The sequence below is a fragment of the Bacillus sp. FSL R9-9410 genome, from assembly GCF_038050385.1.
Taxonomy (GTDB): Bacteria; Bacillota; Bacilli; order Bacillales; family Bacillaceae_G; genus Bacillus_A; species Bacillus_A cereus_U.
In genome coordinates, this window is the sequence record NZ_JBBOTV010000003.1 from 422,660 (window position 1) to 443,004 (window position 20,345).

Genomic DNA, 20,345 nt, shown 5'->3' on the forward strand with positions numbered 1-20,345 from the left:
ACGTAGACGTAGCCTCGTTACACGCAATTCCGGTGGCTGAGACGGTCGATAACGTGCGAAAGCAGCAAGAACTGACCGAAACGAGTCTGGAACGGCAGTTCTCACCGGCGGGGTATCAGCGGCGACATGGAGAGAAAGATAATGTGGAAACTGGAGAAGCCCTCGACACCCGATGAAGAAACCTCATCGAGGAGACCGTCTCTATAACCGCGATCGGGAAGTGAGAACGGTAGGTGTCAGGGTGGCGGAACGGATCGTAGTACCAGAGATCTGCGTGCAGCAAAACGCGCGGGGAGGGAAGGGTCCGAACCTGTAAATATTTCGTACGACCAAAGGAGGCAAGGGTGCCATGACAAAAACACCTATTACTTTGCAGGAACTAAGGCGACGAATCTATCAAAAGGCGAAGTCTGAACCGAAATAAGACCCGGCACTTCATATGCATGACCCCAAAGAAGAAAGCCCGTACGACAGTGAAAACAAGAATCCGCGAACTCATTCAAAACGCAGGAGCCAAACCAGCACAAGACTTAGTAAAACAAATCAATGCCGTACTAAGAGGATGGGTGAACTACTTTCGAGTTGGAAACTCCAGCGGAGCATTTAGCGAAGTGCGTGACTATACGGAGATGAAAATCCGTACACTACTGACAAGAAGGAAACGGCGACAAAAGCGTAGCATCGGATGGCAGAGATGGAGTAATGAATATCTCTATGGTGTACTGGGGCTCTACTGGGACTGGAAAGTCCATTCCCTTAAAAGTGCAGAGGGATACCGATGGAAGTTTCTGCCATTTGATAGGTCTCATAACCCTTTTGATGAAGTTTATGGGGTGAGCTGCTTGAGGGAAAACTTCACGAGCAGTTCTTATGGGGAGGGGTTGGAAACGGGTCATAACTGATACCGCGCCAGCTCTTTACCCGACAAATTTTATTTAAAACGTGGAAGTCATTCTTTCAAATTCATCATTGTAAAAAGATAAAACCAGAACGATTGGAGTGCCATTTATATGGTCAGTTGATTGCCATTCTACTCTGTTCTTCTATCATGTTTCAGATGCGCCAATTGCTCCTCATGAAGAAAAAACGAGAGCTTAGTGAGTATAAAGCCATATATATGATTAAAGACTATTTTCTTCTTCTATTCCAAACTATACAAAACATACTAAGATTAGTAGTGCAGACCAAGGCATTGGTTCGCACTACTATTTTTTATATAGTAGAAGTGAAGAGGAGGTCGTGGGTGTTTTGGGATCCTGAATCCGTATACAAAACTGACCTTCTTCACTTACCTTATTTGAATCAGTTTTTAGTATGTTGGTCTTCGAGATCGTGTATAAGAAATGAGAATCGATAAGTGTAAGTTGAAGACTTCAATTCCACCTGAGGAGGCGCTATATGAAACACGTTATTGCATTTGATGTCAGTATGGGTAAAAGTTATATGGTAATTTATAATGCACAAAAACAATGCGTATTCGAAAGTGAAATCAAGCATTCTAAGCCTGATTTTAAAAAGCTACAAGAAAAGATACATAAGCTTACAGATGAAACCGGTGAATCACCTGAAATTGTGTTCGAAGCAACAGGGATCTATTCCAGACAGCTAGAACGATTTATGCAAAATAACCAGTATACATATTGTTTATTAAACCCATTAGAAGCCAAAATACAATGTGATTCCTTGCGGATTCATAAGACAGACCGAAGCGACGCACACCGATTAGCTCTCACTCATTTTACAGTTACCCGAAGGGTATCTACCGGAACTGATAATTTATTCTATCAGTTAAAATCTCTTTCTGGATAACTTTGCCCATCCCCCGAAAAAGGGGAATAAGCTTAATTCATAAGAAAATTAAGCTTTATGTCAAAAAGTGTACTTTGTGACATAGCTAAAAATGTAGAATTTTTCATTTCAAAAATACAACTTATTTATATTCGACACATGTCGATACAGTTGTAGAGGATTTGAAATATATATTTTTAAGTGTAATTCAAATGAAATTTGGAATATTTTGTCTTAATCCACCTTTTCGGGGGATGGGCAAAAACACCCAAGTTAGGAAATTGCAACGGAAGGGAAATGAGGCTCACCATATCATACAAAATGCCGCAGTGAGAAATTTAAAAGGCTATAGTCGCGGCAAAGCACCGACAGTTTCTTTGAGTAAAGCTGCACATAAAAAAACATTTGCAGTGCAGAGACAAAAAGGTGGAGGAACATATGCCTCTGAAAGAAGGATTGCTTATAAATCATTACGGAGATCTGGTGTGTCTGAAAGGAAAGCTAGAAAAATGATAAGGCAAACTGATAAACATTTTGCTAAATTAGGAGTTACAGGATCTACAAAAACAAGAATTCCTGGGAATCGTAAGAGATGATAAATTTTGATTTGAAAGGAAAAAGACAATATGGAAAATAAGCAATGGATTACTATTATGAATCGCATCATAACAAATGTAAAAGAGATAGGTGGAGAATCAGAAGAAATAATTGTAGAAGCCCCATTAGAAGAAAAAGAAATTATAGAGATTGAAGAAACTTTAGGTATTCAAATTCCTTTAAGTTATAGAAAGGTATTAGTAGAATGTTTCTCTTATTTTGAATGGGGATGGGATATGCCAGAGGATATAGAAGTAGATGAGATGTTTGAAGAAATCTATGGAAGTAGAGGCGTATTGGGACTAAGAGAACTAATTAATTGTGAAAATAGGCGGAGAGAGCTAGTAAGAGATATTTTCAATGAACCAGAAAATCTTTACGACCAAATTTGGGGAAATAAGTTAGCTTTTTTTGATGTGGGAAATGGAAATTTGTTAGCTTTTGATTTAATGTCTGATAAAGAAGATTCACCTGTTGTGTATTTGAATGCTGATGATGATGAATTACATGGGAGTGTATTGGGTGAGAATTTCATAGATTTTATGGATAAATGGTCAAGAATAGGATTTGTAGGAGGGGAATCTTGGAATCTCCGACCTTTTCTAGGGGAAAACGGGATTGATCCGGAAGGAGAAAATTCGCAAATGTGGAGAAGAGTTTTAAAATTATAAAATAAATTAGAAGAAAAAGCCCTTTTAATAAAAAGGGCTTTTTAAAAGATTAAAGTAAAGAGAAAAGGAGCATTTATAATCATGGAGTCGCAAATAATAATTGGAGTACCTGGACTATGGAAGAGTAAAACAGAATTGATACAAGAGGTTGTCAGTAAAAGTAACTATATATTAGCAGGGAATGTTATACATCATAAAGAGAGAGAACTTGTTTTTGAAGCGGATGTCTATGAACAAGATCCATCTTTAGAGGAAGCTTTTTTATATGCGAGTGGTGATCGTTTTGGGCAAGATTTACTTAGTAAGTTAGAGGAGCATACTTATATTGTATATGTTGTTGTTAATGTGCAAAATATGCAGGAGTTAAAAGAAGTTATTGATGTAGGAAACGGGTTGTTAAATGCAGGCGGACTTGCTTTAAAAATTGAAACAGCAGGTGTAGCGTATTCTAAAGATGAATGGCAGGAGCTTGCAGAAAATAAGGAAATATTCCCTATTTATTCGCATTTTGTAACTTTAGTGGGAGATGAAGATGGTTATTATTCATGTGGAATGCAAGCATTCGCTCTACCAGATGTAATTATACATGGAGAGATAGAACCAGAAGTGGCTGGGGACTTATTAAATGATTTTAATTTATATAATATAGTCGAGCAGCCCAAATTAAGAAATGGAGATACAATTAGTTTTACAGAAAGCTCCCCCGTATATCGACTATCTTTCTACACAGATTATCGTTATGAACAAGAGGATCCATTCCATAATCCATGTGGATTATGGAAGTTAGAATTGGCTTAAATGTATTAAAATTTAATCATAGGAACAACTCAGTAGTGTAAGGAGACCTGATAATATTTATTAGGGGCACGGCAACATCACCATCAAGCTAACAAAACCGAGATAACCCCATTTCGAGGGTATTTTTGCCCATCCCCTCGAAAAGGGGGAATAACAAAAAGTATTGTAATAAAACCTTATAAACTAAAGATTTTGGGTACTGTTCAAAATAAGTATGTCAAAACACCTAGAATTCTATTGAAATGTTTCAAATTTGATTTAGTTATAATTTTGAAACGGAAAAACTTAGTTTTTAGTCATGTCAAAAAGTATACTTTTTGACATAGTCTATATTTTTTTAAGGCTCCTTTTCTATTTATTTTATTTAGATATTTAATAAAAAAGAGACAATCCAAATAAAGGATTGTCTCTTCTTGTGTTCTTATAGCATATCTTCTTTATATTTCACTTTGCTATGTAATCAAGCAAGCCTATATATGTTATATACTTCTAGCATTATGATATTCTTTTTGAATTGTTAGAACGTCTGCCAATGTAGAAACCTCTAGAACAATAGACAATTCATGAAGCATTATAAGTGTTTCCTTCATTTCTTCTAACATAGTCTCTAATTCAATGGTTTGTACTCCATACTCTATTATACGGTTAATAAATAAATCAGATTCCAAAAGATCAGGAGAAATGATAGATATAATCTCTTTTGCCCTTGGTAAAATATTTATCTCAAATTGTTTTTGTATTTCAGCACGACCCATTGAAACATGGTAGCTTGAACACAACTTGCGAAATGCTTTTAAGCGAATGTCATCTTTTAATAAATCAAATCGTTCTAAATAGGAATCTAGATCAAATCCCTTATGTTCCTCAGATATTTCCTCAGATATTTCTTCAGTTTCCTCTTCATACATTTCGTCGGTTCTCTTTTCAATTTCTTCTATATCTAATTCATCATAACCATTTTCAAGTAATATATCTTTTACCGCTAATCGAAAAGTTTCTTGAATCATTGTGTCTAGAATAATTGGGGGGATATGATTGGAATGCCCTACTTGTACTAATGCTTTAACAGTTGCTTGAACCAGTTTAACGTAATTTTCAAGATTAAACTCCCCTTGTACAATTACTTGGCTTTTCTCTTCTTTGACATTGATAGCTAATACAAAGTCTCCTGTAGATTCTTGAATGAGTCCTTCTTTATCGGCTACTTTTACCTGTACATTTCCCATTGTGCATTCGCTCCTCATTATAAATATATAGATGCTATGATTCCTTTTTTAAATATAACGTTGATTTTCACGTTATGAAAGGAATTGTCAAAAAATAATTTTAATTAGGTGGGTCTTTTTTTATGGACAAATTCAAAAAATAGAATGAACTCCATATTCATTTAGTTTAGTTGGAATTTAATAAGGAAGGTGATATGGTGACCCCATGTAGTGTGAATACAAAAGCTCCCTTCATTTCTAGGTTGAAGGGAGCTTTTGTATGAATGTATTGTTTCTCACGTATTGATAGTACAACAAAATCGTCAGAATATAAAGTTTTTATTCCTAAACGGGATATTTTACAGCCTCTTTTAGACCTTTCCCCGCTTTAAATCCAGGTACTTTACCTCCTGGGACATGCATTTCTTCTCCCGTTTGAGGGTTGCGTCCTGTACGTGCAGAACGCTCACGCACTTCAAATGTACCGAATCCAATTAACTGTACAGATTCTCCTTTTTGAAGAGATTGTGTGATTTGATCCACGACAGCTTGCAAAGATGCACTAGCATCTTTTTGTGATAAGGATGCTCGTTCAGCAACTTGTTTGATAAGTTCTGTTTTATTCATATGTAAACCTCCAGGTAATGATTGATTTTAGGTAGCCATTATAACGTTTTTACTAGAAATGTACAAATCCTCATGTTGGTTGTTCTTGCCCATTCCCTCGAAAGGAGGAAATAAGCATTTGCTTGCAGAATCCGTTTTCGTGTAAGCATTTCTTCTCAATAAACGGATCATTTAATCTTTTACAAAGATTCTATTCCAAGTTGCCAATCACTTTTTGCCATTACTTTTTCATAGGTTCCTTCTTTTAATTTTTCTGTTAGAGCTAAAATATCGGTCAAAATACTGTGTAACTGTTGCACTTGTCCTTGAAGGCGTTCAATTTCATTTTGCTCGATAGGTGTTAAACGCTCTTCTTTTATCCATTTGGAAAGCTGTTCTTTGAATATCCATATAAATTCAAGTTGTTCTGTGTAAACATGGATGTTACGTTGTAGGATTGCATCATTCAACACATGAGGTTTGTTGCGGGCTTCTAAAAGATTTCCATATTGTTCTTTAGCATCTGCAGATTGACCATCGATTAGATTTGCAATGATAGGCAGGTTTTGGATAGGTTGCCAATTTGGTTGATTCTCCATATATTTGTTCCGTCCTTTCATTTAATTCATTATAAGGGAATGATATCACAAAGGAGCCGGATTTATAGAAAAGGTGCAAATAGTTAACGCACGCACTTATAATTTCACATATCGTACTTTAAAATAAAAAACACTTCAAACAGTCCGTAAGGATGTTAAGTGGTGAGTAGTTCAATGTATTTCAACGAAATTATTTTCGTTCCCATAATTTTTAAAGTTTGAAAATTGATTACTCAATTATAAATTTTAAACAAACGTTTGATTAGTAAAATAAAACCTAGGGGAACTCTACATAAGTATTTAAAGCGCTCCAAAAGGTACACTTTTTGACACAGCGTATAATTTTTTAATGAATTAAACTAATTTTCCCCTTTTCGGGGATTTGGGCAAAAACACCCGAGTATCGCCGTGTATGAAGATTGTAGAAAATACATCGCCTTTCATACAGTAGTATTGATTTTGGGATAGGGAATACAATGTGTTGTTTTTGGCTAAAAAAGAAAGTGATGTCGCCGAGATTGCGATTTAAAGTCGATTAACTTTTCTTTCGTGTATAATCTATCGTTAAGAAACTTCTAGAGCTCAATAGGGAGAAGTGAAAAAAGAACATTTCTTGCTGTAATAACAAGAAATGCTCTTTTGTAGCAAGATAAAGAAAATGAATGTTATTATTTCATACCTTTGCTGATAATTTTCGTCTTTTTAACAAATGGTTCATATTTAATTGTTTCCGGAACAGGATTTCCGACACCGTGAGGTTGAAATTCTATTCCGGAATCGTTTGAAGATGGGATGTAGATTAATGCTTTGTTGTATGTTGAGTAATCTAATTCTAAAGAAGAACAAATTCTTTGCTTTAGATTATGACACGCAATATGTTGATCGGCAGCTGTTCCGCGAGCGTAGTCTAAGCATTCGAGAGTAATAGGATCAAAGATATGAAATACTTTATTGATGTGATCCACATATAGCTCGAAATGATTGAATCCTGGTCCGTCATTTGCAACAATCAATTGATAACAGTCATCGTTGATAGTTTTGCGCAAAATAATATCTTGTCTCTTAGCATCTATCATCGTAAACCCCCCTAAAATATTAATATAATGAAATCGTATCACATATTAAATTTTGATTTTGCACTTGTCGTATCAAAATGGTCGATTATTTTTTAATGCGCATATTCGGGGTACGGAAACGATTCTGGGTATGAGGGGCCACTCTAGGATTTAATTACAAATCTAAAAAAGAACTTTATTCAAGCTCTTTTACTTCTCTTCGGTCTAAAGATGCAATTATGCATATACAAATAAGGAAAAAAATATATATAGTATCACTAAATTATAATGTTCCCCAATTTACACAAGAAAATTAAAATCTTATCGGTATACTTGTATAAATTCGATTTGTATTACTCCATTTGATAAAAATATCTTTATATTATATTTTCTAGTATAATATTTTTCGAATACACATATTTAGTATTTCTTATAAATGGATATGAAGAGTTGAATTTTATGATTTACGTAGGAAAATCATAGTGTTTTAATAAGGGTGTAAGGTCCTTACAGCGTATAAGAGGGAAAAGAAATAGAATAAGTTTTTACTAATTTTGCAATTATAGTTAGAGATTGATAAATAACTTTCTATTGAGCAATATTTATATCCTAATATTATAAAATTCAATAAAGGGATTAGCGAATCGAAAAGACTAAATATCCAGTCTTTTCTGGAGTGATTTATGGCTCTGGTGCAAATATACGAAGAAGAACATGGATGATAGTAGATTCCTAACGGAGTCGTATTTTATGCTAGAAGTCCAAACGCTTGGTGGATGAACTCTTTCTGATTTTGGATAGACTGATTCTGTAAATCCATCTGTCCCTTTTTTATCAAACTATAGAAAGGTTAGTGATGAAGAATGAAAAAGAATAGTCGAAAAAGAAATGATAGAATTGCAAAAGCATTTATAGCTGTAAATGTACTTACTGCTCCATTTATAGGGGTAGAGATGGGAGTAACAAAAGTCTTAGCTGAATCCCAAACTCCAGTATCAACAGAACGTATCTTTAATGTAATAGGCAAGGGAGATGTAGAACAAATCAGAGATAGAGATAGACGACAATTTAAGTTTAGTCCCTATGAACCAACTGGACTATATGCAAGTCCAAATGAAAAAATAACCATTCAAGTAGAAGGAACACAGAACATTCAAGCTTATATAGGAACATTCTCCTACGATGCCGGATGGTGGAACGATTCTTATAGTCAAAACCCAGTAGTAAAGTCATTTACTTTAAAGCCAGGAGAAAATACAATCGAAAATACAAATGGCGGAATGATTTATTTTTATAATTCACAACAAGGCGGCACAGTAAAAGCTGAGATTAAAACCGGAGGAACACCTATACCTTTCTTTGAATTAGGAAAACATACGAAACAAGATTTAGTTAATATGCTAGATATGTACCCTAATGCCCATGCAGTGGAACTAAAAGGAGAGCGTTCCTTAATAACTGCCAGTCCAGAAAGAGTAAAAAAATATTTATTAGGTTCTAATACAGACCCTGAAGAACTCTTAAAAAAGATAGATGAAGCTGTTAGAATTCAAGATAGACTTGCTGGTTTATCTGAGGAACAAGCAGACAAACATTACATAAGCTTTGCAGAGGATAATCACTCTCTTGATTATTATATGTATGCCACTAATTATTCAACAGCATATGTCGGAGACGCGATTCAGCATGTACTAAACGTGAAAGAATTTACAGAAAACGGATGGGGACCTTGGCATGAAATGGGTCACCAACGTCAACAACTTCCTTGGAAGTGGGATGGATTAGGAGAAGTTACTAATAACATTTACAGTATGTTTTCACAACGTGCTTGGGGAAATCCATCGAACTTAGAGAATGATGGAAGATATGAAAGTGCATTCACTTATTTGAATAAGCCTCAATCAGAAAAAGATTATAATAAAATTGATGATGTATTTATAAAATTAGTAATGTTTTGGCAATTAGATTTAGCTTTTGGGGAAGATTTTTATCCGAAATTACATCAATTATACCGTGCAATGCCGAACGAAGAGTTACCTAAAACGGATGACGAGCAAATACAAGGTTTCATTTATAACACTTCTAAGGTTGCACAGAAAAATTTACTTCCATTCTTTGATAAATGGGGACTGAAAGCATCGTCAGAAACAAGACAAAAAATAGAAGCTTTGAATTTACAAACAGTAACTGCTCCTATTTGGGAAGGAACTGATTCTAAACCTGTTCAGCTAAATACATTACCTAAACAAAACATGAAGGTAATTGCAAGTAGTGAAGAATTAGGGGTTGAACCTGCAACGAATGCAATTGATGGGAATCCATATACAAGATGGCATAGTAAATGGAGTGAACCAAACAAATATCCATCCAATTTAACGATTGACCTTGGTGAAACTCGTACCATTACACAGCTATCATATCTTCCGAGACAAGATGAATCTCCAAATGGTCGTATTTTAAGCTATAACATTTACACAAGTACAGATGGTGTAAACTATCAAAAAGTAACTTCTGGAACATGGGAAAATAGTAAGAAACAACAATTTGCAACATTTAATCCTGTAACTGCTAAATATGTGAAATTAGAGGTAGTAAACGGAGTAAATGGATATGCTTCAGCAGGAGAAATAGACATCTTAGGGTATTAATCGTTTACACATATAAATGAGCACGTTGTCACTGGGCGGATTTTCAAATGATTTGAGAATCCGTTTTGTGATAATGGGGTACGGAAACGATTCTGGGTATGAGGGGCCATCAGTTGACTTTTTGAAATGAATTCAACTAGGTTTGGCCCGAAAAAACAAATCGTTACCTTGTCATATTCACCACCTCGCTATAATCTCTTTATATATTTTTAATCCCCTTTTAAATCCTTACATCTAAATGTATAATTATATAAAAGATCATAACATGCTAAATTGAGGTGACAATTATGAGAAGCTTAGGTTCATTAATCCTTATCATCTGTAATGCCTTTTCCTTCTATGACAAATTCACAACAGGGAATACATATTTTTGGATTAATGGTATCTTAGGTGTTCTATTTATTCTATTCTTTATCAGAGACATGAAAGATATCATCAAGAAAAACTATAGAACTTCAACAAGTAAGGAGTGAATAAATATATATGTGGAAAAAGATTAGTAATTATAAATATCATTTAAAAGATTTGAAGTTTATGCTTTGGTTGTTCCCAATCATTGGTTTCTTATATGCTTATGAATTCTTCTCTGGACTAATGTTCCACCAAGAGTTTCGATGGCTCAAATTGCTATGCACGATAATAATGATCCTAGCATTTATAGATATTAGAAAGAAGCTCAAAAACAAGGATTACAGGAGTGAATCAGGTCGCTCTATATCGTAGATTAAGAGAACTTGAATAAAGTTCTTTTTTAATTTGTAATTAAATCCAAGAGTGGCCCCTCATACCCAGAATCGTTTCCGTACCCCTAGATCCTGTTTTCTAGAGTGTAGCTTCATGTAGGAAACTTTGCAACAGAACCTTTTTTCTTTTCTCTCTCCGATCTCCAAAAATGAAATAGCACAATTAGAAATCCCATCGGACCAAATATCGGCGTCATTACAAAGAACCATTCCAACACTGAAGCTTTCAGAAACAAATAAATAAACCACCCCTTATCGGTCATCATAAATACTGTATTCGAAAAGAAAAAACTTTTTATTTCGTGTGCAAATAACCTTGTAGGGGCACTATACCATTTCGGGAAATTTGTACGTTATCAAACTTAAATCCCTAAATAATCTTAAAATAAAAGGCACTACATGGGGTATGGAAACGATTCTGGGTATGAGGGGAAAAGTAAAAAAACTGAATAGCTAAACTCTAAGTGATTTTAGATGTATCACAAAGGGTTTGAACTAAATATTGTTACATATTTTGTTACACTGTACCTGGTGTATTATGGTCATAAATATAGTGCAAATTGGCACTGTATCTAAACAGATCAGGGTGAAATTTGTCCAAAAGAAAAACTCAAGAATGTTGATATAACAGCATTCTTGGGTTTTTCTTTTTTAAGATTTAGGCTAAAAAATTTCTTTTCGGGCAGCCCCTTTGTTGTTGGTGAGGCGTTTTTATTGGATGATACCTCTACGCAAGGCTTCGGCCACTCCTTGTACACGATTGAACACCTCGAGTTTTCGAATGGCGGATCGGACATAATCCTGGACGGTAAATTCGCTAATACCAAGAGATACAGCCATTTCCTTCGTGCTTTCACCCCAAGACATTTTCTGCAATACTTCAATTTCCCGCTTGCAAAGTCTTTTGGGGGCGCAATGGTAGTCATCTATTCCGAATATTTGCCCTAAATGTTCCCCATATACACTTAGAGAGTGTATAAGACTATCTCTAACAGTAAAGGAATCTGTACTCCCCATACAGGCATAGCCAACAACGTGTGAGCCATAGCTAAAGGGAACTACCAGCAATTCAGTTGTCATACCATTGGTGTATTTTATCGGCATTTGGTGAATTAATTGAGAATCGATATGTTTTGGCTTTCTCTCTTGAATGGCCGAATAGATAGGTGGCATGTTCCGAACATCTTCTCTCCATTCCCGCAAGGAAGATATCCCTTGTTTATCAATTCGCAATATGCCTTCACCGACTTTGCTTAAAGTTGAATAGAAATAGAGACCAACACGGGAAAATTGAAAAAGATCTATAAAGCCACGGGCGGCAAGAATTTGCTTTTCATCATGGGAAGGAGCTAATGAAATGGATTGAATTTGCTTTTTTATGGCTGTACTAAGCATAATTATTATCCTCCAAATTATTCGTTTGAATATTCACATAATGACGAAGAAACTCTCGATTATAAATACTATAAACATTTGCATTGAAATAATATTGATGACTATAAGGTTAAGGAAGAATAACCTTTGACTAACTTGGGAGTTTAAGAGAAAGCTTTATGGGAAGTAACCCCCTATTTTTAGGGGATATATATATTTGAAAGATCAGACTATTATTGTAATTGTAAACACTTACATGATGATAAGTCAATATGAAAGTTTAGGAATGATTAAAGTCAATTCTAAATTAAATGGTTATATTGGAAAGCAGGTGATGGAAATGAACAGTTCTTTTTCTGAATTTCATTTGAGAACATCCATATCCAGCGGAGCGGGGACAAGAAGTTTGCTTCCGCAAATGATTCAGGGATTAGGTGGAAAGCGGGCCATCCTGTTTACGGATAAAGGATTAACCAAAGCGGGTGTTGCTTCTCAAATCATTGACTTGTTTAAAAGTACACAGGTATCCGTAGAGCTTGTGGGTATCTTTGACGAGATTGAACAGGATGCCAAAGCGAAAAACGTTACCAAGGCTGTCCGGTTTTTTAAGGATAAGCGGGCAGACGCATTGATTGCTCTTGGTGGTGGCAGTGTTCTGGATGCTGTAAAGGGCATCAAGTGGATGCTAAACAAAGGGTATAACGACATGGAAGAAGTACTACATACCAGCATCAGAGAATTTTTGCCGGAAGCTCAACCGACTGGCATCCCGCATGTAGCGATTCCTACTACAGCAGGAACGGGTGCAGAAGTGTCGCCAATGGCTGTCATTTTTAATGAAAAACTGGGCCTGAAAGTTGTAGTAAGGACTCCGTATCTCAGTGCTGACATGGCTATTTTAGATTCTGAGTTAACGGTTGGATTGCCTCCGAGGATAACAGCTTTTACGGGAATGGATGCTCTGACGCATGCGGTGGAAGGTTATTTTTCAACAACAGCCACTCCGTTTACGGATTCCTATGCACTGTATGCCGCTCAATTGATTGCAGAGAACCTGCCTATCGTAGTCAAGGAAGGAACTAATTTGGAAGCAAGAGGCAATATGTTGATGGCAAGTGCGATGGCAATTACGGCTTTCGGATTTGGCAACAATGGAGTGCCCGTGCATAATATGGCGCATGTATTTGGGGCCAAGTTTAGAATTCCGCACGGCCTGGCTAATTCGGTGCTTCTGCCAAACGTGATGGCTGCTCTGCCTTCCTTCTATTTACCAAAAATTAAGCGATTTGCTAAAGAATTAGGTATTGAAAATTCTTCTTTACGGCCGGAAGAATGTTTATCGGAAGTGATTAGCTTTATTCGCAATCTACGCCATCAAATTGAGTTACCGGATACTTTTGCTGAATTTAACCTTGATGCCGATGCGCTTCAGTCTATAGTAACTGATGTGCAAAGTGATCCTGCCTCCGGAAAATTCCTCATCTCGGTGGATATTATTAGCAAAGTGACGGAGGAAGTTTCCGGAATTAAGCTAAGCACGGTCAATCAATAGCCTAATCAAAGGAGGTAACAGTTCAACTATGTTAGATCATCAAGCGAAAGCTTTTCTAGATATGTTGGAGGGAAGAGAACCGCCTTTCGCTCTGACACTTGGAGAAAACCGTGCCAGAACAGCAGAATTTCAAAAACTAGCAGGTCCAGCAGAATCGGTAGCCAGGGTAGAAGAATATATGATTCCCGTGAAAAATGGAGAAATTAAGGTAAGGATATATACCCCAGAAGGAGAAGGACTCTTTCCAATTTTCTTCTATCTTCATGGAGGAGGCTGGGTTTTGGGAGATCTTGATACGGCAGATACGCCCTGCCGTAGCCTTGCCAATCAGGCAGAGTGCATTGTAGTGTCCGTAGATTATCGCTTGGCTCCTGAAAATAAGTTTCCTATCCCTCTTGAAGATTGTTATGAAGCAGCAACGTGGGTAGCAAATCATGCAAGAGAATGGAAGGGAGATTCTACGAGAATCGCTATCGGTGGGGACAGTGCCGGTGGAAATCTCGCTGCATCCGTGACGATGAAAGCAAGGGATCTGGAAGGACCAACCTTTGTATCACAAGTTTTGATCTATCCGGTCATGGATTTCTCTTTTAGTACGCCTTCGTACAAAGAGAATGGAGAAGGATATTTCCTAACATATGCGAACATGGTGTGGTTTACTCGACATTATCTTAATAAGGAGGAAGATAAACGAAACGTCTATGCAGCACCTTTACTTGCCGAAGATCTTAGAAGACTTCCTCCTGCGCTAATCATTACTGGGGAATATGATCCACTTCGTGACGAAGGATTGGCCTATGCCAACCGATTGCATCTAGCAGGTGTTCAAGTAGAATCCACTTGTTACCAAGGAATGATTCATGGATTCTTCTGGATGGCGGGAATTATGGATAAAGGTAAGCAGGCAATCGAACAAGTGGCCCGCTATTTGCATACAGCCTTTCATGAACAAATACCCGTTAGTAAATGACTCATTTGTCAGTCTCTGAGATCGATAGTTTCCTGAGTACTTAATTTTTTATAAAGGGGAGGATAAAATGAGCAAAATAAATCAAAATATACATTTGGATGCAGCCGTTGTCGGAGCAGGTTTTTCGGGATTATACATGTTATACCGCTTGCGGGAGGCTGGTTTTTCCACCCGTGCTTTTGAGTCCGCACCTGAAGTCGGGGGTGTATGGTATGCGAATCGATACCCTGGAGCAAAATGCGACTCTGAGAGCATCATTTATAATTATACTTTCTCTGATGAGCTACTTCAGGAATGGACATGGACTTCTAGATTTCCAGAACAGGCGGAAATATTAAACTATCTTAATTTCGTAGCAGATAGGCTTGACCTTCGCCGTAATATCCAATTTAATACACGCATTACGGTTGCTCATTACGACGAAGAAAATAAAAACTGGAAGATTCAAACGCACGATGGCACTACCTTGATTGCTAAGTATTTTATCACAGGAGTAGGCTGTCTATCGGCCTCCAATATACCTAACTTTAAGGGCTTAGATTGTTTCGAAGGTAAGGCATACCACACCGGGCACTGGCCACATGAAAAGGTACACTTCAGCGGAAAGCGTGTTGGTGTGATTGGTACGGGTTCAAGCGGAATACAAGCTATCCCAGTTATTGCGCAAGAAGCGGGTCATCTTACTGTCTTTCAGCGGACTCCAGCGTACAGTACTCCGGCGAGAAACTATCGATATGACCCAGAGTTTATACGTCAAACGAAAGCAAACTATGAGGAGATTAGGCAGCAAATACGTTGGTCCAAAATGGGCTATCTTCATACGGTGATCAATGATCGGTCCGCCCTGGAAGATACACTAGAAGAACGTCAGCGGGAATACGAAAAGGTCTGGGAAAGAGGGGGATTAGGGTTTAGCCAAACTTACAATGACCTGTTGGTAAACGAAGAATCCAATGAAACTGCTAGTGAATTTATCCGTTTTAAGATAGATGGAATTGTAAAAGACCCAAATGTGGCCGAGAAGCTAAAGCCAAGCTACTACTATTCTGCAAAACGGCCAGTCCTGGACATCAATTATTATGAGACGTTTAATCGCGATAATGTTACCTTGGCAGATGTAAAGGCTGCGCCAATTGTGGAAATCACGCCTAAGGGGATAAGAACCTCGGAAGCGGAATATGAACTGGATGTCATTGTTTTTGCTACTGGCTATGATGCGATAACAGGCCCGCTGTTTAAGATTGATATCCGCGGTAAATATGGGGTGTCACTAAAAGAGAAATGGGCTGATGGAACACAAACGAGAACGTACCTCGGTATCGCGAATGCTGGTTTCCCTAACATGTTTATGATTACCGGCCCTGAAAGTCCTTCAGTACTGTCGAATGTACCTGTATCTATAGAGCAACATGTTGAATGGATTGGTGATTGTATCGAGTATCTTCGTGAGTATGATATCGAAACGATTGAGGCAAGCGCAGATGCGGAAGAGGCTTGGAGTAAACATTGCAGAGAGTTGGCTGAATCCACGCTTCTTACTAAGGTTGACTCTTGGTACACAGGCGCAAATATTGAAGATAAGCCGCGTGGATTCCTCATTTATGTTGGGGGAGTTGGGGAATACCGTAAGATTTGTGACGACGTAACAGCTAAAGGTTACGAAGGGTTTACTTTAACACCTTCGTGCCCTAAAGAGCCGGTTTCCTAAAAAACTATATATACACGGATAAGGTATACGTAAGGTGTCTATTGTATTAGGAAACCAGATTCCTATCGCGAGGAAACAGTGAATTACGGTTATCGTTCCGAAAAATCCTAATGGTGACTGAAGCGAAGTTAATTGAATGGCACAACTAGAACCTCGTGCGTTTAACTTCGAAAAGATTTTCAAAAATCGGCTGTTGACAAAATGCTACGCCGTGTATCGATAGATGACGAAAAAAAGAAATAGTTCAATTGTACTGCAGGTTGTGAACAGATGTAGGCGCAACATTCATGATAGCGTCCTAATAAGTTTCATTACTCAGGAAAAGTCGACTATACCTAGTTCGTTTTTTCCTGTAGATATAAAATCGCGGAGGGAGCGTTGATGATGTATATCAACGGAGAATGGTTGAAAACGGATAAGGTATTTGAAGTGAAGAATCCGGCTACAGGGGAAATGGTGGATACCGTTTATTTTGTGGGTGAAGAAGAGACAAACCGAGCCATTGAAGCCGCAGAGGAGGCGTTCCCTCAATGGGCTGCATTCACAGCAGAACAGCGCAGTTCCTATTTATGGAGAATTGTCGAGAAGCTACAAGAAAAGAAGGAAGAATTGGCTCAAATCATTACAAAAGAAATGGGAAAAACAATTCACCATGCCCGGCAAGAGGTAGGGTCGACTATTGCCTTCTTTCAATGGTACGCCGAAGAGGCGCGCAGAATTTATGGAGATATCATTCCTCCATCAATAGCTAACAAACGTATCCAGGCGATTCGGCAGCCCATCGGTGTTGTAGGAGCCATTACTCCCTGGAATTTTCCGTTATCCATGGCAGCTAGAAAGTTGGGACCAGCTTTGGCTACCGGTTGCACAGTGGTCCTGAAGCCTTCGAAAGAAGCCCCGTTGTCTTCGATTGCTTTATTTCAAATTTTTGATGAAATAGGTTTGCCCAAAGGAGTGGCTAATCTCGTCATCGGAAGTTCCGGTCCCATAGCCAACGCACTCATGAACAGCAAAATCGTGAGAAAGATCTCCTTTACCGGTTCTACGGAAGTAGGAAAAGTTCTTATTGCTCAATCTGCACATACTGTTAAACGCGTCTCGATGGAATTAGGAGGACATGCTCCTTTTATTGTTTTTGAAGATGCGGATATCGACTTAGCTATTGAGGGCTTGTTAAGAAGTAAATTTGGCTCCAATGGCCAACAATGCATATGTCCAAATCGCATTTATGTCCAGGAAAGTATTTACTCGGAATTTGCTGAAAAGTTGAAAGAAAAAGTTCAAAACATCAAAGTAGGTAACGGATTAGATGAACAAAATGAAATGGGGCCACTGACAAATGAAGAAGCTATCGTAAAAATACAAGAGCAGGTGGATAATGCTGTACGCCTCGGGGCATGTATCCTTAACGGTGGGAAAAGGCTATCAGATGGAGCTTACTCCAATGGGAATTTTTACGACCCGACTGTTTTGTCTGATGTAACGGATGATATGCTGATTACCAGAGAAGAAACTTTTGGACCTGTCATTCCGCTTTTAAGGTTCCAAAGCGAGGAAGAAGTGATTAAAAGAGCGAATGACATTGAATATGGACTTGCCTCATATTTCTTTACTAATGACCTTTCCCGTAAGTACCGCGTTTCCGAACAATTGGATTACGGTATGGTAGGAGTAAATGACGCTATTCCCTTTTCAGTCCAAGTTCCATTTGGCGGCGTAAAAGAGAGCGGGATGGGACGTGAAGGCGGAAAGTATGGCTTGGACGATTATTTAAATATAAAAATGATTTCCGTACAGATTTAATGGATTATCGATTCAGGTGAAATATAGCATTGATATCTTATCAGGAGTGGAAATCATTGTAAGTTTAAACGTCTAAATCAATTATTTGGGGGAATGCTTATGCGTTGGTTTGTGCTGATCACCCTATTTTTTGGATTCTTAATTAACTTTGCTGATAAGAGTGTTGTTGGGATTGCTGCTGCTCCAATAATGAAAGAATTGGGTTTATCGTATGCACAATGGGGGATTATTGGGAGTAGCTTTTTTTGGATTTTCCCAGTAGCCGCAATCGTTGTAGGAACCCTTACAGATAAATTCAGTTCCAAGAAAATGATCAGTTATATGCTTTTGGTATGGTCAATTCTTCAATTGGTTGGAGGCTATGTGATTTCTGGATTTTCTACGATTTTAGTGTATCGTTTGCTCCTTGGCGTTTCTGAAGGAGGATACGCTCCAGCATCTCTAAGGCTTTTGTTTTCTTACTTCCCTAGCGATATGCGAGCACGAGTGACAACTATTTTCATTGCTGGTTCAACAATTGGAGCTTATGGAGTGGCTCCTTTGGTTATCTTCCTAACTCAAATGGTTGGCTGGAGGCATACATTTGCCATCATGGGACTATTCAGCTTGTTTCTGTTAGTTTTGTGGGGAGTATTTGTTCCTAAGAAAAGTCCAGTGCTTCAAGAAATTAAGCAACAAGAGCTCGTTACTACGCCAAAAACAAAAATTACTTGGGCGGAAATCTATCCTGTGTTGTTGTCACGAGCTTGCATATTTACTTTATTCGCCTCATTTGGATTTTGTTTCCTAGCTGCTTGGATGCAAATATGGATGCCTGTTTACTTCGTACAAGTAGTTAAACTTTCAGAAATGCAGATGGCGAATTCCATATTAATAATTGGGGGATCATCGGTTGTTCTCTCCCTTATCATGGCAACTATTTCCGACCGTATATTTAAAAAAACACAGAATTTTCGTATAGCACGAGTAAGCCTAACAGGAATTGGAATGGTAGTTGGCGCGTTGTTTTTAGGTTCTCTCTTTGTCATTCACTCACATGCATGGTCGATCATCGCAATTACTATGGCATATGGACTTTCGTACCTAATTCTTTCGACCTCTCATATTATTATGAGCCATCAGCTCCCTGAACGGACGTCTACTCTCTCTGGGATAATCGTTGCTTTTCAGAATGTGGCAGCGATGATCAGTCCGATTGTGACTGGATTTATTATTCAATATGCTGGGAAAGATAATGTGGCCCAAGGGTTTAATTATTCATTTTTGATGATTTCAGTCATCATTCTGACTGTTGGGTTGCTATTTATGATCTTTGTTAATCCAGATCGAAAGAAGGAAAAATCCAATATGCCTAATATGGTCAAAGTACCATCCAGTTCTTAAAAATATGGATTTGATATATGCAATAGAAATCAGCTTTGGAAGAGGAGGAAGAAAGATGGATCTTACAGGGAAAGTCGTATTAATCACAGGGGCTACGGGAGGAATTGGCAAGGAGACGGCGCGTTTATTTGCCAAGCAAGGAGCGAAACTTGCGTTAGTCGATTTGGATGATCAAGCACTAGAGTCACTTGCTAAGGAACTAGAATTAGAGGATTATTTACTTCAAACTGCTGATGTGACAAGTGAGGACCAAGTTGAGAATTTTGTTCAACAAACTAAGAAGAAGTACGGAAAAATTGACGTTTTCTTTAATAATGCGGGAATAGAAGGGAAGGTTGCTCCGATTACAGAAACATCTTCCGAGGATTTAGATAAGGTTCTGAATGTCAATATCAAGGGTGTCTTTTTTGGTTTAAAGCATGTGATGGCTATCATGATGGAGCAAAGATCAGGAAGTATCATCAATTCGGCATCCATTACAGGGCTAAGAGGCTCCATTGGTTTGGCTCCCTATGCTACCTCTAAGCATGCAGTGCTTGGGTTGACCAAAACAGCTGCCTTAGAATCAGCAGGAATGGGGATTCGCGTGAACGCAATCTGCCCCGGATATGTCGACACCCGAATGATGCAGGCCATCGAGGGGGGGAAAGGACCAGAGCATGTGAATCTGATGAGAGAAAGAGCGTTAGCGAAGGTACCAATGAATCGCTATGCTCAGCCGGAAGAAATTGCAGAACTTGTTTTGTTTTTAGCTTCAGATAATGCTTCTTTTATCACAGGAAGCTATTATGTCATTGATGGAGGAATTCTGGCATAAGCGTGCGGAACAGCAGCCGATATGGCGA

Annotated in this window: 18 protein-coding genes and 4 pseudogenes; 15 read left to right on the forward strand and 7 right to left on the reverse strand. The window is 38.0% G+C overall.

The features are described from left to right. Positions 1 to 401 precede the first annotated feature (401 nt). The 6 genes and pseudogenes from MKX77_RS28825 to MKX77_RS28850 all read left to right on the forward strand — a co-directional run. Positions 402 to 779: pseudogene (locus MKX77_RS28825) on the forward strand (group II intron maturase-specific domain-containing protein); the annotation flags it as partial. Positions 780 to 925: 146 nt separating this feature from the next. After that, positions 926 to 1,160: pseudogene (locus MKX77_RS30805) on the forward strand (IS4 family transposase); the annotation flags it as partial. 238 nt (positions 1,161 to 1,398) lie between these two features. Next, positions 1,399 to 1,803, forward strand: a pseudogene (locus MKX77_RS28835) (IS110 family transposase); the annotation flags it as partial. 197 nt (positions 1,804 to 2,000) lie between these two features. Further along, positions 2,001 to 2,384, forward strand: a complete 384-nt coding sequence (locus MKX77_RS28840) for a hypothetical protein (protein ID WP_341308525.1) — start codon at positions 2,001 to 2,003, stop codon at positions 2,382 to 2,384. Positions 2,385 to 2,414: 30 nt separating this feature from the next. Beyond that, entirely contained in the window at positions 2,415 to 3,056 is a 642-nt protein-coding gene (locus MKX77_RS28845; protein WP_085313526.1) for an SMI1/KNR4 family protein, read from the forward strand. A gap of 81 nt (positions 3,057 to 3,137) precedes the next feature. After that, a complete protein-coding gene (locus MKX77_RS28850) occupies positions 3,138 to 3,854 on the forward strand; it encodes a DUF4261 domain-containing protein (protein WP_341308526.1) in 717 nt (238 codons plus the stop codon). Positions 3,855 to 4,333: 479 nt separating this feature from the next. Here MKX77_RS28850 and MKX77_RS28855 read toward each other — a convergent pair whose 3' ends face one another. The 5 genes and pseudogenes from MKX77_RS28855 to MKX77_RS28875 all read right to left on the reverse strand — a co-directional run. Further along, positions 4,334 to 5,080 (reverse strand): hypothetical protein, encoded by a 747-nt coding sequence (locus tag MKX77_RS28855; RefSeq protein WP_341308527.1) that lies wholly within the window; start codon positions 5,078 to 5,080, stop codon positions 4,334 to 4,336. A gap of 324 nt (positions 5,081 to 5,404) precedes the next feature. Then, positions 5,405 to 5,686, reverse strand: coding sequence for an HU family DNA-binding protein (locus MKX77_RS28860; protein WP_341308528.1), 282 nt, complete (start codon positions 5,684 to 5,686; stop codon positions 5,405 to 5,407). Between the two features lie 179 nt (positions 5,687 to 5,865). Then, positions 5,866 to 6,264 carry a hypothetical protein gene (locus MKX77_RS28865; protein WP_341308529.1) on the reverse strand — a complete coding sequence of 133 codons (399 nt, stop codon included), beginning with the start codon at positions 6,262 to 6,264 and terminating at the stop codon, positions 5,866 to 5,868. A gap of 668 nt (positions 6,265 to 6,932) precedes the next feature. Continuing rightward, on the reverse strand, positions 6,933 to 7,340 hold the full coding sequence (locus MKX77_RS28870) for a hypothetical protein (protein WP_341308530.1): 408 nt from the start codon (positions 7,338 to 7,340) through the stop codon (positions 6,933 to 6,935). A 727-nt stretch (positions 7,341 to 8,067) separates the two neighbouring features. After that, a pseudogene (locus MKX77_RS28875) lies at positions 8,068 to 8,157 on the reverse strand (IS6 family transposase); the annotation flags it as partial. Between the two features lie 115 nt (positions 8,158 to 8,272). On the opposite strand from MKX77_RS28875, the gene MKX77_RS28880 reads away from it, so the two are divergent. From MKX77_RS28880 to MKX77_RS28890, 3 genes are all read left to right on the forward strand, one after another. Continuing rightward, positions 8,273 to 9,967 carry a M60 family metallopeptidase gene (locus tag MKX77_RS28880; protein ID WP_341308568.1) on the forward strand — a complete coding sequence of 565 codons (1,695 nt, stop codon included), beginning with the start codon at positions 8,273 to 8,275 and terminating at the stop codon, positions 9,965 to 9,967. 287 nt (positions 9,968 to 10,254) lie between these two features. Continuing rightward, positions 10,255 to 10,440 (forward strand): hypothetical protein, encoded by a 186-nt coding sequence (locus tag MKX77_RS28885; protein ID WP_341308531.1) that lies wholly within the window; start codon positions 10,255 to 10,257, stop codon positions 10,438 to 10,440. Between the two features lie 10 nt (positions 10,441 to 10,450). Continuing rightward, positions 10,451 to 10,690, forward strand: a complete 240-nt coding sequence (locus MKX77_RS28890) for a hypothetical protein (RefSeq protein WP_341308532.1) — start codon at positions 10,451 to 10,453, stop codon at positions 10,688 to 10,690. Between the two features lie 112 nt (positions 10,691 to 10,802). Here the strand turns inward: MKX77_RS28890 and MKX77_RS28895 are convergent, their stop codons facing one another. Both MKX77_RS28895 and MKX77_RS28900 read right to left on the reverse strand, forming a co-directional pair. Further along, positions 10,803 to 10,946, reverse strand: a complete 144-nt coding sequence (locus MKX77_RS28895; protein ID WP_341308533.1) for a hypothetical protein — start codon at positions 10,944 to 10,946, stop codon at positions 10,803 to 10,805. A 475-nt stretch (positions 10,947 to 11,421) separates the two neighbouring features. Continuing rightward, complete coding sequence (locus tag MKX77_RS28900) at positions 11,422 to 12,105, reverse strand: LuxR C-terminal-related transcriptional regulator (RefSeq protein ID WP_341308534.1); 684 nt, start codon at positions 12,103 to 12,105, stop codon at positions 11,422 to 11,424. Positions 12,106 to 12,301: 196 nt separating this feature from the next. On the opposite strand from MKX77_RS28900, the gene MKX77_RS28905 reads away from it, so the two are divergent. From MKX77_RS28905 to MKX77_RS28930, 6 genes are all read left to right on the forward strand, one after another. Then, a complete protein-coding gene (locus tag MKX77_RS28905; protein WP_341308535.1) occupies positions 12,302 to 13,636 on the forward strand; it encodes an iron-containing alcohol dehydrogenase in 1,335 nt (444 codons plus the stop codon). A 28-nt stretch (positions 13,637 to 13,664) separates the two neighbouring features. Beyond that, entirely contained in the window at positions 13,665 to 14,606 is a 942-nt protein-coding gene (locus MKX77_RS28910) for an alpha/beta hydrolase (RefSeq protein ID WP_341308536.1), read from the forward strand. 67 nt (positions 14,607 to 14,673) lie between these two features. Continuing rightward, a complete protein-coding gene (locus tag MKX77_RS28915; protein WP_341308537.1) occupies positions 14,674 to 16,314 on the forward strand; it encodes a flavin-containing monooxygenase in 1,641 nt (546 codons plus the stop codon). 384 nt (positions 16,315 to 16,698) lie between these two features. After that, positions 16,699 to 18,117, forward strand: coding sequence for an NAD-dependent succinate-semialdehyde dehydrogenase (locus tag MKX77_RS28920; RefSeq protein ID WP_341308569.1), 1,419 nt, complete (start codon positions 16,699 to 16,701; stop codon positions 18,115 to 18,117). Positions 18,118 to 18,216: 99 nt separating this feature from the next. Beyond that, positions 18,217 to 19,500 carry an MFS transporter gene (locus tag MKX77_RS28925; protein WP_341308538.1) on the forward strand — a complete coding sequence of 428 codons (1,284 nt, stop codon included), beginning with the start codon at positions 18,217 to 18,219 and terminating at the stop codon, positions 19,498 to 19,500. 55 nt (positions 19,501 to 19,555) lie between these two features. Further along, positions 19,556 to 20,317 (forward strand): SDR family NAD(P)-dependent oxidoreductase, encoded by a 762-nt coding sequence (locus MKX77_RS28930; RefSeq protein ID WP_341308539.1) that lies wholly within the window; start codon positions 19,556 to 19,558, stop codon positions 20,315 to 20,317. Positions 20,318 to 20,345 lie beyond the last annotated feature (28 nt).